Below are 13,172 nucleotides of genomic sequence, written 5' to 3'. Positions count from 1 at the left end.
GAAGGAATTTCAGCGCCGGTCTGGTCCCGCGACCGGCGCTCTTTTGCTGTTACTGAAGAATGCGCTGCGGCAGGAAGGTTCCGGCGATGATCTGTTCGCGCATTTTTTCAATCAGCTCCAGCGCACAGTCGTCGCCTGCTTCGCGGATCAGTTCGGTAAGCGCGGTCGTAAAGGCTGCTTCAGCAAGGATTTCCGGTTCGATACCTTCAGAGATACCGTCTGCCCAGGCCTCGTTATGATATTCGATTGCGACGAGCTTCTTCTCGCGCGCAATCATTTCGTCCAGATCGGCCGGTGCATGTTCCATAGCTTTCATCCTGGCTTTCGCCTTTCTGCTGCAGTCCTGGCGTCTCACCGTTTCGCGGGAGCTCTACCACCTTGCAACGTAACTGCCTTCTTAAGGCAGTGTTAACAGATTATCACGGATTTGAACGAACTAATCCCGTCAATCCGCACAAGAGTGAATGATTGGTTAATTTCCATAGCGCGAGATAATCTCGTTCGACAAGTCCTCGCCTTCCTTCATGTAGCGATCAATCGCCGCAAGCGCCGAGGGGGTGCAGCGGGTATAATTGTCGTTGAACACGCGATAGCCATGGTTGAAGCTCGAAATGAGCCGCACCCGTTCGGCTTCGGAAGGCTTTTCCGCCGTCACAATTGCATCCATCCGATCGCGCCATTCGCTGCCAGCTTCGCCGCACAGATTGCGCAGATAATGAAGCGAGCCGAGAACTTCGGCGAGCCGCAACATCTTCCCTTCATAGGGCGCGTCCTGAGCGAAAGCCGGAGATGCCGTTCCGACCCATAAAGCGATCGAGAAGCAGACAGCCGGTCGAAAGAACGGAATGTTATTCAATCGAAAACCTCTTACCTGAAAATGAGCTATTGCTATAAATCGAGGCCTCTTCAAGGCAGATCGCTAAACAGGATTAATATCCGAATACTCGTCCTCTGTCTCTGCCACAGCGCGGGCGACATCAAGGGTGCTGTCCGTCACCTTTGCCGATGCCATTTCCTCAATCGTCAGCCAGTGAATGGATGCAGCGTCGTCTCCGGCGACTTCCTGACCTGACACCTCGATGGCCCGGAAAACGGACAGGTAATAGCTCCTGTCATATGCCTTGCCTTCAAGCGCCAGGTCGACGGTTATGACGTGCGACAGGGCCTCTGCATCAAGTGCCGTTTCTTCCTTGAGTTCACGGATTGCGGCCTGTTCCGGCGTTTCACCCGGTTCGATACTTCCCCCCGGAAAAGCAAGCCAGCCTTTCCACGGCTCCTTTCCGCGCTCGACCAGAAGAAACCGCCCTTCGCGTCGGCAGATCAACGAAACACCATGAACCTTCGCAGGAATCGGAAATACGGGAACTGTTTTCATGATGCTAGAACTACACCAGTTGGCAGTGGAAAAGCACCCCTTGACCGCTTGGCAAAAAGCTTGAACATGGCTGCCATGTGTGGACGTTTTTCATTGACCGCAAGCCGGGAAGAGCTGGAAGCCTTCGTGGCCGCATTGATCGCAGAGGATTTTCCTCCACGATATAATATTGCGCCAACGCAGCCCATATTGACCATTCTGGGCGGGGAAACGCCGCCGCCGGGCAGCAACAGGCCGGATCGGGTCGGTGTGCTTGTGCGATGGGGATTTGTACCATCCTGGGTGAAAGACCCGAACGACTGGCCGCTTATGTTCAATATCCGCTCCGAGACGGCTGCGGAGAAGAATTCGTTTCGCGCTGCCTTGAATCACCGGCGCGCCTTGATCCCGGCATCGGGTTTTTATGAGTGGCGCCGTGAAGGCAAGAACAAGGTGCAAGCCTACTGGGTGCGCCCGCGTGAACGCGGCATTGTCGCTTTTGGCGGCTTGATCGAGACGTGGAGCAGCGCGGACGGATCGCAGATCGACACCGGAGGCATATTGACGACAAGCGCCAACGGCCTGTTGCGGCCGATCCACGAACGGATGCCGGTCGTCGTACAGCCGGAAGATTTTGCGCGCTGGCTGGACTGCAAACGTTTTCTACCGCGCGAAGTGGCGGATATCATGCGCCCGGTTCAGGATGATTTCTTTGAAGCGATTCCCGTGTCGGACAAGGTCAACAAGGTGGCCAACACGACGCCCGACTTGCAGGAGCGTGTCGAGGAACAGGCACCTTCGGAGAAGGCGGGGCCGAAGCGAAAGACCAAGCCCGAATCCGACGACGGAAATGACGGGCAGCTCTCGATGTTCTGACAGGGACCGCCAGTCTTGCCGGACTGGCGCAATTTGTTACGCTTTCACCGAATCCGGGCGCTAAACCCGATAAGCTTTCTCAGCCGATCTTTTTGCTGGCGAGAATGGAACGTCGGCGATTGTTGTTCCGGCCGTCGCTGGTGCGCCGCGTTGCGTTCAGCAATGCTGCAACAAGCACGGCAGGCCCGATCTCGCGGTATTTATCAACCAGTCGGTCTTGGCGGGGTTGCAGTTCACTCTTAGACATTGGTTCTTCCTTCCTATAATGCCTGCTCACCATTTTGTGATTGATTGAGACCGAATGAAGGCTGTTTGGAGCCGGTTTTGCGGTTTTCCGGTTAACGCTGAAGAGGGCGCCCGCAGGTTGCAAAAATACAACATCAGCGGCGATCTGATTAAACTATCAATCTCTTAGCGAAAGTTCTTGACGGGGGCACTCCCGCTGAGGATAAGTGCTCTCATGAAAACGCCGACCACGATCATTTGTATTTGTGCGATTATTATTGGCTAGCAGCTTGCTGGCCCGGCCGTTTTCGTCTCCCTTTCATAAAAATTGGATGATAACGCCCCGGTCAGTCGGCTGCGGTCAGGTGCGCACTGATTTCAATGATCTCTTTGGGGAATATTTACAATGGCTTATGCGCCGCACTTGCGTCTGTACAACACGCTGACCCGTACGAAGGAGGAGTTTTCTCCCCTCGATGCCGACAATGTGCGCATGTATGTCTGCGGACCGACGGTTTACGACTTCGCGCATATCGGCAATGCCCGTCCGGTGATCGTTTTCGACGTGCTGTTCCGCTTGCTGCGCCACGTCTATGGCGCGGCGCACGTCACCTATGCGCGCAACATCACGGACGTCGATGACAAGATCAATGCCCGCGCTGCTCGCGACTACCCGGACCTGTCGTTCAATGAAGCAATCCGCCGGGTGACGGAAAGCACCAATGCGCAGTTTCAGGCCGACGTGACGGCGCTTGGCAATCTGGCCCCGAGCGTCCAGCCGCGTGCTACCGAGCATATGGACGAGATGCGGGCGATGATTGATCGTCTCGTGAAGCTCGGTGTGGCCTATGTGGCGGAGGATCATGTCCTCTTTTCGCCGTCCGCCATGAATGAACGGAAGGGACCGCGCTATGGCGCGCTTGCCCGCCGTTCGCTGGACGAGATGCTGGCGGGCGCCCGCGTCGACGTGGCATCCTATAAACGCGACGAAATGGATTTCGTCCTGTGGAAACCGTCGAAGGAGGGCGAACCCGGCTGGGCCTCTCCGGCAGGGATCGCGGTATTGGGCCGACCGGGCTGGCATATCGAATGCTCGGCCATGTCGATGGCCAAGCTGCTTGAGCCGTTTGGCGGTGGCTTGAAATGCGACGATCCGCTGAAAAACCAGTTCGACATTCATGGCGGCGGGATTGATCTCGTCTTCCCGCATCACGAGAACGAAATTGCACAATCATGCTGCGCATTCGGCACCGAGCGGATGGCAAGCATCTGGATGCACAATGGCTTCCTGCAGGTCGAAGGGCAGAAGATGTCGAAATCGCTCGGCAATTTCATCACCATTCGCGATGTGCTGAATGAAGGCCTGCCGCAACTGGGCGTGTGGGACGACGTCGATGCGCGTGATCGCTGGGTCGGCCTGGCGGCACGCCTGTCGATGTTGCAGACGCATTATCGCGAACCGATCAACTGGACGGCGCAGCGTCTGGCGGAATCCGCCGACGAGCTGCACCGCTGGTATGGCCTGCTGCGTGACAGGAATTTCACTGCGCCGCAAACGCTGACCGCCGTGGGCGAGGTCGTGGAGGCCCTGTCCGACGATCTGAACAGCTGGACGGCGATCACGGCTTTGCGCAAGGCTTTCAAGGCGCGCGATGTCGCCGGATTGGGCGAGGGCATGGCGCTCATGGGCCTGTTCGATCCACATTTCGTTTCGGCGGATGATATTCCGGTTTTCGCCAAGGTCGAGGTGGATGGCAAAGCCATCGAAGCCCGGATTGCGGAGCGTCTGCGCTTCATCGCCGAGAAGAACTGGGCCGAGGCTGATCGCATTCGCGATGAACTGTTGCACGAAGGTGTTCAACTCAAGGATGGCAAGGACCCGGCAACAGGCGAGCGCATCACGACCTGGGATGTGGTAGGTTAACCAGCTTCTGGAGCAGGGAGGACGACATGACGCTTGATAACAAACCGATCTATACCGGCGGTTGCCAGTGCGGGGCGGTGCGCTTTCGCGTCGATGGCGCGATGGGTTCCGCATCGATCTGTCATTGTCGCATGTGCCAGAAAGCATTTGGCAATTTCTATGCGCCGCTGGTGTCGGTGGGTGATGCGAAGCTTGAATGGACGCGCAACGAGCCGAAGCGTTTCCGTTCGTCCAATCATGTGCAGCGGGGCTTTTGTCCTGAGTGTGGCACGCCTCTCACTTATGAAGCGCCTGACGGGATTGCGCTTGCCATCGGCGCTTTCGATGCGCCGGAGGAGATTGAGCCGACGATTCAGTGGGGCATCGAAAAGCAGCTTCCCTATGTGGCCGGACTTGCAAACCTTCCCGGCTATGCAACGGAACGCGATCCGGAGAGCATCGAATTTGTAAGAACGATGATTTCCTATCAGCATCCCGATTACGACACTGAAAGCTGGCCGCAACAGCAAGGTTGACGGAACTGCATACCCACCGACAGGCAGGCAAAATGGCACGCGAACGCATCTATATCTACGACACCACCCTGCGGGATGGGCAACAAACTCCCGGCGTTGATTTTTCCGTAGAAGACAAAAAGTCGATTGTCACGCTGCTGGAAGAACTGGGCGTCGATTATGTGGAAGGCGGCTATCCGGGTGCTAATCCGACCGATACGGCCTTCTTCAAGCGTCGCCAGACCGCTCGTGCAAAGTTCGCGGCTTTCGGCATGACGAAGCGCGCTGGCGTTTCGGCCTCCAACGATCCCGGCCTTTCCAGCCTGCTGCAAGCCTCTGCCGATGCTGTTTGCTTTGTTGCCAAAAGCTGGGACTATCATGTCCGTCTGGCGCTTGGCTGCACCAATGAGGAAAATCTGGAGTCGATCACGGCTTCCGTCACCGCAGCCCGTATGGCAGGACGGGAAGCGCTGGTCGATTGCGAGCATTTCTTCGACGGTTACAAGGCCAATCCAGAATATGCGCTCGCCTGTGCCAGGGCAGCCTATTCCGCAGGTGCACGCTGGGTCGTGCTGTGCGACACGAATGGCGGCACGCAGCCGTCGGAGATTGGCGAAATTGTTGCCGCCGTGACGGCTGTAGTTCCAGGCGAGAGCCTTGGCATCCACGCCCATAACGATACCGAGCAGGCCGTTGCCGTCTCGCTTGCAGCCATTGATGCGGGTGTTCGCCATGTGCAGGGAACGCTCAACGGCATCGGCGAGCGCTGCGGCAATGCCAATCTCGTTTCGCTGATCCCGACGCTGGCGCTGAAACCCTATTGGGCCGAGCGGTTCGAACTGGGTATCAAACCTGCCGCGCTGAAAGGGATCACACGAATCTCGCGCGCTTTCGACGATATTCTGAACCGTCCGCCGACGGAGCAGGCGCCCTATACCGGCACTTCTGCATTTGCAACCAAGGCAGGCATTCATGCGTCCGCGCTGCTCAAGGAGCCGCAGACCTATGAGCATATTCCGCCGGAATCGGTCGGCAACAGTCGCCGTGTCATGGTGTCGGATCAGGGCGGAAAGTCCAATTTCATCGCCGAACTGGAGCGCCGCGGCATCCGCGTTGCGAAGGATGATGTGCGTCTCGACACGTTGATTGCCGTGGTCAAGGAACGCGAAGCCGAAGGCTATGCCTATGAAGGCGCGGATGCGAGTTTCGAGCTTCTTGCGCGCAATATGCTGAACCCGCAGCCTGAGTTCTTCAAGGTCGAATCCTTCCGCTGTCTCGTCGAGCGGCGCTTTGATGCCAACGGCATGCTGAAGACTGTTTCCGAAGCCGTGGTTAAGGTGGAGGTCGATGGCGAGGTTCGCATGTCGGTGGCTGAGGGGCATGGTCCGGTCAACGCGCTCGATATCGCGTTGCGCAAGGATCTGGGGCGCTTTCAGGCCGAGATCGAGGATCTTGAGCTGGTCGATTTCAAGGTGCGTATCCTCAATGGCGGCACGGCGGCAATCACACGCGTCCTGATCGAATCCGGCGATGCGACCGGTGCTCGCTGGCGCACGGTCGGCGTGTCGGACAACATCATTGATGCATCCTTCCAGGCGCTGATGGATTCGGTCAATTACAAGCTGATGAAGAACCGTTCGATGACCGGACTGGCCGCTGCCGAATAAACCCATCTGTTCACGGCAATTGATACTTCGATCAGTTTAATTGAATGGATTTTATGGATTGTTGGGCGCATAGCAGGTGAAGTTGGATGCTTCGCCGGCTGTAGTGGCGCATGGCATCTTCTTTAGTTTTGCCGAGGAGAGAGGCATGTCCGATCAGACCATCACCGATACGCGCCTTTCTGACGGGTCGCGCGGATTTCTGATGGCAATCGGAGCCTATGGGCTCTGGGGTGCCCTGCCATTCTATCTCAAGGCGCTTGGCCATATCCCGGCCATGGAAGTCGTGTCGCATCGCGTGATCTGGTCTGTTCCGGTCGCGCTGCTGCTCCTGCTGATGCTGGGGCAGTTCAAGGATATTCTCAATGCCGTGCGCCAGCCGCGCATGTTGGCCATGGCTGCTCTGACCGCCGGGCTTATCACGATCAACTGGTCGATCTATGTCTGGGCCGTTGCCAACGATCAGGTGATGGGGGCAGCGCTCGGCTATTACATCAATCCGCTGTTCAATGTCGTTCTCGGCGGGCTGTTCCTCGGGGAAAGGCTGACCAGGGTTCAATATGTCGCCGTGGGGCTGGCTTTCGCTGCAGTGATATTGCTGACTGTCAATGCAGGCGGTCTGCCATGGGTATCGCTGGCGCTGCCGCTGACCTTCGGCCTCTATGGTTTCTTCCGCAAATCACTGCCAATGCCGCCGCTGCAAGGATTTACGCTTGAAGTGCTCATCCTGTGCATTCCGGCACTGGGCTATGTGTTCTGGCTGGCGGCAAATGGTCAGGACCATTTCTCGACCGGCCCCGCCTTTAACGTATCGATGCTGCTCTTGGCCGGGCCTTTCACGGCCATTCCGCTGATCCTTTATGCAGGCGGTGCGAAGCTTCTGCGCTACACGACGCTGGGCCTCATGCAATATATGACGCCGACGATGTTGTTTTTCTTTGCGATCTTCATCTTCCACGAACCGTTCTCAACGGCACAGCTCGGCGCTTTCGCGCTGATCTGGGCCGGGCTTGCGCTCTATACGTGGTCGATGCTGGTCGAACATCGACGGGGACGGACGAAGGGCTGAAAATTACCTTATCGGGCGATAGGCGTTTGCCAGCGCGACAAATTCTTCGACGCTGAGTGTTTCTGCGCGGCGTGTTCCGTCAATGCCGGTCTTTTCAAGAAGTTCGGCTCCGCCAACCGGCTTCAGGCTCTGGCGCAGCATCTTGCGGCGCTGCCCGAAAGCGGCCTGTGTGATCTGTCCGAGAGCATCGGCATTGCAAGGCAGGGGCTCTTCACGCGGAATGATATGGACGACCGACGACATGACTTTCGGCGGCGGCGTAAATGCTTGCGGCGGCACATCGAAACTGATCTTGGACACGGTTCTCCACCCGGCAAGCACGCCGAGACGCCCATAGTGATCGCTATCCGGTGTCGCAACGATACGTTCTGCGACTTCCCGCTGAAACATTAATGTCATGGACGAATAGAAGGGTGGCCATGGCTCGACAAGCAGCCAGTTGAGCAGCAGCTGCGTGCCGACATTGTAGGGCAGGTTGGCAACGATGCGCGGCTGCGGCCCATCTGGAAACAAGGCCGAAAAGTCCTGCTCAAGTGCATCACCGGAGATGATGCGCAGACGACCCGGATAATGCGCTTCGATTTCCGCGAGCGCCTCCAGGCAGCGCTCATCCCGCTCGATTGCCGTAACATGAGCGCCTTGCGCAAGAAGTGCGCGGGTCAGACCACCGGGGCCTGGACCGACTTCGATAACGGGCTGATCCTGCAGATTGCCTGCCTGTCGGGCGATCTTCGATGTCAGGTTGAGGTCGAAAAGGAAGTTCTGGCCAAGTGATTTCTTCGGCATCAGATCGTGCCGTTCGATTACCTCGCGCAGCGGGGGAAGGCCATCAATACTCATGCCATCTATACTCGTTAATGTCCGTTGGCTGCGTTCTCAGCCAGTTCCTGTGCGAGGCGAATGGCCGCGACAAGACTGTCCGGGCGGGCGATGCCCTTGCCCGCAATGTCGAAAGCCGTACCATGATCCGGCGATGTGCGAATGAAAGGAAGCCCCAAAGTCACATTCACAGTCTCGTCGAAAGCCAGTGCCTTGGCGGGGATGAGAGCCTGATCGTGATACATGCAGACTGCAGCGTCGTAGGTCGCACGGGCGGTCGCATGAAACATCGTATCGGCGGGCAGGGGGCCGCGAGCGTTTATTCCTTCACGGCGTAACGCCTCGATTGCTGGCAGAATGATGGTATCATCCTCTTTGCCCATGGCTCCGCCTTCACCGGCGTGCGGATTAAGTCCCGATATGGCCAGACGCGGTGACAGGATGCCGAACCGTTCCCGCAATTCGGCGGCGGTGATCCGCGAAACTTCGATGATATCGGCAGTACTCAAACGGACGGGCACTTCGGCAAGCGGAATATGTATCGTGACCGGAACGGCGCGAAGCTGCGGTCCGGCCAGCATCATGACCGGCGTGACCGGCTTGCCGATGTGTTTGCTTGCCAGTTCGGCCAGAAACTCCGTATGGCCCGGATGCCGGAACCCGGCTTCATAAAGCGGCTTCTTTGAAATCGGACTGGTGACAACTGCCGAAGCCTCACCATTCAGGGTAAGTTCGACCGCTCGCTCAACGGCTTCAATGATGCCTGCGGCATTGGTCGCCAGGGGCGTGCCGATACTTTCCGTCAATGTGTTGTTGAGCGGAAGCACCGGCAATGCTCGCGAAAACACATGGCCTGCCGCCGAAATCGCGGAAACAGCCTCGATCTCGATATCAAGCCCGAGATGCCGCGCACGGACGGCAAGTTGTTCCGGGTCTGCCAGCAAGGCGAAGGGCGGCAATGAAAGCTCATTGCGCCGCGACCAGGCGGCGAGCGCAACATCGGGGCCGATACCGGATGGATCGCCAATGCTGACGGCGAGAGGGGGAACTGGTGCTGCGGACATCGCGTCAATATTCCAATGAATGCGGATGAATCCGTCAGATCGGTTTAGCGATTTACGATCTTCGCCTTTTCGCGCAGTTCCTTCAGATATTTTTCGCTGAGCTGTTCAGCCTTTTTCTCCTGGCCTCCAGGAGAATCCGCGCCTTCCATGGAAAAGACGAGCTGGGCCACGCGATCATCCGATACCTGCCGGGTGGAGCAGACGGCCAGGAATTCCACGCCCTTTTCGGTTTCCTGCGGCGCGGTCGTGCGGCCGACCGGGGTTGCCTTGACGGCCTTCGACCATTCGCCCGGCAACTGCTGTTCGATGATGCGGCCGAGATCGCGAACGGTCACGTCCAGAATCCCTTTTGCCTGCTGGCGGGTCGTGTCGCAGCTTTGGAAGCGCGAGCGGAGTGCGTTGGCTTCTTGCTTGCGCTTGGCAAGCAGGGCAGGAGAGCGCTTGGAGGCAGGCACCACGAAAATAACCTGCTGGAGGCGATATTCGGTTGCCACAGGCTTTTTGCCGCCATCCTTCAACATGCGCTGCACCGCTTCCTGTTCGCTGACCATCCCGGTTGCACGGAAGCGGGCGCTGACAAGGCGGCCCCAGCCCATTTGGACCATGATGTATTTCTTGAAATGATCCGGCGTAACGCCTGACTGGTTCATCAACTGATTAAGCTGTGCCAGGCTCATCTTGTTGCGGCTGGCAAATCCGGCATAAGCCTCATCTACCTGCTGATCGGAAATGTTGATGCTGCGCGTTTTCATTTCGATGCGCTTCAACATTTCGTCGGTCAGCTCTTGTCTGGCAATCTGGCTGAGATTGCCGCCCTTGCGCTGCAGCTTCAAAAAGGCAACGCGGTGCTGAATGTCGCTGTTCGTGATGGCATTGCCGGAAACGATGACTTTAACCTCGGAACCTGCACCCGCAGCAAATGCTGGAACCGCAACCGTTCCAAGCGTCGTCAGGCAGACTGCGGCGCTCAGCATGGAGGCGAAAAGAGGTCTTGCAATCATCATCTTTCTTTCCCGATTCCTTCCGGCCGACAAACGACAATCCTTACCGGACATATTCCGTTATAGTCTTTGCCACTATTGAGCCCAGCAAGCAATCATATCAGTGGCTGATCATAAGCTGCCTGTATAGATGACCCAGTGCGGCGAAACAATGACCCTAAAGCTATTTTAGGAAGCTTGTATCGTTTGAATACTGCAAAAAGGAAGCCAAATCAGGCTATGAGGTGCAAATCTCTTTATCAAATGTAATGGAAAGACCGAAAGCATTTCCAATGCTTCCGGTCCATCAAGTTTAGAAAGTCTGATTACCGCTGCCAATGTCACCCAAAGTGCGGAGCGAGATGTTGAAGCCGATACTATGGGACGGCTTATCATCTATCCCATCGCGAGACGGGTTACGTGTTTGCACGTAAGCCATCGAGTACGTGAAGCATTCATCGTCATAAGCAAGCCCGGCTGAGGCCCGAACCAGTGTTTCCGATACCATGTCATAAGTACTCGAGCCAAATACGCGCCAATTCGTATTGACACGCGCCGTAGCGGACCCTGTGACTTCCTGACGGAGATCATTATAACCGTAAGCCGGTTGCGGGGCGATATAGGCATATTGCGCGGAGACGGTCAGCTTCTGCCAGCTCTGCTGGGCTTCAAGTTCGCCGCGCTGAACAGAGAAACTGTCCTTGTCAAAGCGGCCGCGAGCTGCAAGGGCCAGACCGGTCGAGTTGGACGTGCCAATCATAGCCACATAGTCGGAACGCGCATCCTGCAGGCCGGAGTCTGCGCCGATGTTCAGGAAGTCGCTCGTGCCGTACGAGTTTACGCCACCCAGCTGGAACGACTGACCACCGAGGGCGTACAGAGACCAATCGCTATTATTGAAGTTACCCGAATAGCGCAGTCCGAGATTGGCACGAGTGCCACCTTCGACACGATCATAACCGGAGAACTTGTCGCGCGAGAACAGGTTCGTCGCGTCGAAGACAAAGCTCTGGGCGTCTTCATTCGGCAATTCGCCTGCATAGCGTTCGTTGTTGCGAACATAAATCTGAGCGATCGGCTCGATGATATGGGTCGAGCTCGTGGTCGAAAACAGGATCGGCCAGCGCAGTTCAAGCCCGGCGGTTGCCATGGCCCGCAATGCTTCGGAACGCACAAGCGCATCCGTATAGCCGGCATCTGTCAGATTGAAGTTCGTATTGGCGCCGATGGCGTCCCCACGCAATGCCAGCAATGGCGTGATGACCAGACCGGCAGGCGTGATGAAGGTACGCTTCCATTCCGCTTCGGTCGTCAGGCGCGCATTGGTTCCGTCGAAGCCAGGAACACGGGGATATCGTGGGCCAATAAGATTCCCGCTAAGATCTCTAATCGCTGGAGTATAATTTGCATTCTGTCGATATAGAACCTGCAGATTGGCGTTGAAGTTCAGTTCACCGCCATAGACCGGTTCCGGCAATGTGTAAGAATAGTCGAGGCTCGGGAAAACCCAGGGCTGCTTCGAGTGCATCTCGTTCGGGTTATTCGCGAGCAAAGATTCCTGCACATTGAAGCGATAGAAATTCAGGTCGAAATAATTACGGTTGTTGATGCCCGTAAGATATATTTTCGATACCTGAGTTTCGGCACTATAGCCTTCAAGACCGTAGGTGCGGCTGAAATTCCGGTCGGTCTGTGCCATCACATCCCAACCAAAACGCCAGCGCGAATTGAGATCGAAATCGCCTTTCGAGGCGACCATGCCACGATTGTCTTCGTAATGATCTACGGAATCAGCGCTGAATTCTTCAGGCTTGCTTTGATGAATGCCCGCGATGCGAAGATTATAAGTGCCGTTTTCGAGGCGATGACGCCACTCGGCTTCGGTCAGGAAGCCCTGCTTGGTATAGGCAGTCGTGGATAGCGTCAGATCATAATTCGGGGCGAGAGCCCAGAAATATGAGTTCTTGATGCCGAAGCCGAGATCGTCCTTGTAGGCGAAACCCGGAAACAGGAAGCCGCTCTTGCGCTTCACCGTCGGGTCGGCCATCTCGAATGCCGGGAACCAGGCAAGCGGCATGCCGAATAACTCGAAGCGGCCATGTTCGAAGCGGACCGTTTTCGTCGTGCTGTTCCAGATGATCTTGCGTGCCTTGATCTGCCAGAGAACCGGCTTGTCCGGATTCTTCGCGCAGGGTTCACAGGCCGTATAAACGCCGTTGTTGAACGTCGTTATCTCGCCATTGCTGCGCTCCGCGCTCTCGGCTGCGAAGCGGGTGTTGTCCGTCGTCTCGACGCGCAGGCCATTTACAAAGCCGTCGCGGAAACTGTCGGTGACGTCCATATGGTCGGAGTAAATCTTGTTGCCGTCGCGCTCGACGATTTCAACATTCCCCGTCGCGGTCATGCGCCGCGTTTGCTGATTATAGGTGACCTTGTCGGCAACGAGACGATTGCCGTCATATTCGATACGCACCTTGCCCTGCGCGGTGACGGTATTCACATCGCGGTCATAGACGAGCTCGTCAGCTTGCAGAAGCATACGCGCATTCGGATCACTCTGGTAATTGGAAGCCAGGGCGTCCTGTGCCAATGCAGGCGAGGGCAGGGCTGCGACAGAAATGAAAGGTGAAGCAAGGACGCACACCAAGGCAGTCCCGCGCGCAAGACGCGAGAGTGAATGGGGCAATACCATGCGGGCGCTAC

The 13,172-nt window shown here is 56.8% G+C and carries 13 protein-coding genes; 5 read left to right on the top strand and 8 right to left on the bottom strand.

The genetic code is table 11. The annotated features are described in order from the left end of the window. Positions 1–49: 49 nt before the first annotated feature. From JNC70_RS10185 to JNC70_RS10175, 3 genes are all read right to left on the bottom strand, one after another. Entirely contained in the window at positions 50–307 is a 258-nt protein-coding gene (locus tag JNC70_RS10185; protein WP_208623402.1) for a hypothetical protein, read from the bottom strand. A 165-nt stretch (positions 308–472) separates the two neighbouring features. Further along, entirely contained in the window at positions 473–847 is a 375-nt protein-coding gene (locus tag JNC70_RS10180; protein ID WP_374788588.1) for a TIGR02301 family protein, read from the bottom strand. Positions 848–919: 72 nt separating this feature from the next. Beyond that, positions 920–1,375: an NUDIX hydrolase gene (locus JNC70_RS10175; RefSeq protein WP_167393997.1), complete on the bottom strand. Its 456-nt coding sequence runs from the start codon at positions 1,373–1,375 to the stop codon at positions 920–922. Positions 1,376–1,450: 75 nt separating this feature from the next. Here JNC70_RS10175 and JNC70_RS10170 point away from each other — a divergent pair, with 75 nt between their 5' ends. Further along, positions 1,451–2,230 carry an SOS response-associated peptidase gene (locus JNC70_RS10170; RefSeq protein WP_104753807.1) on the top strand — a complete coding sequence of 260 codons (780 nt, stop codon included), beginning with the start codon at positions 1,451–1,453 and terminating at the stop codon, positions 2,228–2,230. Between the two features lie 79 nt (positions 2,231–2,309). On the opposite strand, the gene JNC70_RS10165 is transcribed toward JNC70_RS10170, so the two are convergent. After that, on the bottom strand, positions 2,310–2,477 hold the full coding sequence (locus JNC70_RS10165; protein ID WP_104753768.1) for a hydrolase: 168 nt from the start codon (positions 2,475–2,477) through the stop codon (positions 2,310–2,312). Positions 2,478–2,861: 384 nt separating this feature from the next. On the opposite strand from JNC70_RS10165, the gene cysS reads away from it, so the two are divergent. The 4 genes from cysS to rarD all read left to right on the top strand — a co-directional run bounded on the left by cysS (position 2,862) and on the right by rarD (position 7,606). Then, the gene (gene cysS / locus JNC70_RS10160; protein WP_104753769.1) at positions 2,862–4,379 is read left to right on the top strand and encodes a cysteine--tRNA ligase; all 1,518 of its coding nucleotides are present in this window, start codon (positions 2,862–2,864) and stop codon (positions 4,377–4,379) included. 26 nt (positions 4,380–4,405) lie between these two features. Then, the gene (locus tag JNC70_RS10155; protein WP_104753770.1) at positions 4,406–4,894 is read left to right on the top strand and encodes a GFA family protein; all 489 of its coding nucleotides are present in this window, start codon (positions 4,406–4,408) and stop codon (positions 4,892–4,894) included. 32 nt (positions 4,895–4,926) lie between these two features. Further along, a complete protein-coding gene (gene cimA, locus JNC70_RS10150) occupies positions 4,927–6,540 on the top strand; it encodes a citramalate synthase (protein WP_104753771.1) in 1,614 nt (537 codons plus the stop codon). 145 nt (positions 6,541–6,685) lie between these two features. Then, the gene (rarD, locus tag JNC70_RS10145) at positions 6,686–7,606 is read left to right on the top strand and encodes an EamA family transporter RarD (RefSeq protein WP_104753772.1); all 921 of its coding nucleotides are present in this window, start codon (positions 6,686–6,688) and stop codon (positions 7,604–7,606) included. A gap of 3 nt (positions 7,607–7,609) precedes the next feature. Here the strand turns inward: rarD and rsmA are convergent, their stop codons facing one another. The 4 genes from rsmA to JNC70_RS10125 all read right to left on the bottom strand — a co-directional run bounded on the left by rsmA (position 7,610) and on the right by JNC70_RS10125 (position 13,161). Beyond that, the gene (gene rsmA / locus JNC70_RS10140) at positions 7,610–8,446 is read right to left on the bottom strand and encodes a 16S rRNA (adenine(1518)-N(6)/adenine(1519)-N(6))-dimethyltransferase RsmA (protein ID WP_104753773.1); all 837 of its coding nucleotides are present in this window, start codon (positions 8,444–8,446) and stop codon (positions 7,610–7,612) included. A gap of 14 nt (positions 8,447–8,460) precedes the next feature. Further along, complete coding sequence (gene pdxA / locus JNC70_RS10135) at positions 8,461–9,489, bottom strand: 4-hydroxythreonine-4-phosphate dehydrogenase PdxA (protein ID WP_104753774.1); 1,029 nt, start codon at positions 9,487–9,489, stop codon at positions 8,461–8,463. Positions 9,490–9,533: 44 nt separating this feature from the next. Next, positions 9,534–10,493, bottom strand: a complete 960-nt coding sequence (locus JNC70_RS10130; protein WP_104753775.1) for a peptidylprolyl isomerase — start codon at positions 10,491–10,493, stop codon at positions 9,534–9,536. 289 nt (positions 10,494–10,782) lie between these two features. Beyond that, on the bottom strand, positions 10,783–13,161 hold the full coding sequence (locus JNC70_RS10125) for an LPS-assembly protein LptD (protein ID WP_104753776.1): 2,379 nt from the start codon (positions 13,159–13,161) through the stop codon (positions 10,783–10,785). Positions 13,162–13,172 lie beyond the last annotated feature (11 nt).

This window comes from Brucella oryzae, assembly GCF_041929965.1.
Classification (GTDB): domain Bacteria; phylum Pseudomonadota; class Alphaproteobacteria; order Rhizobiales; family Rhizobiaceae; genus Brucella; species Brucella oryzae.
This window is presented reverse-complemented; position numbering and strand designations above follow the sequence as displayed.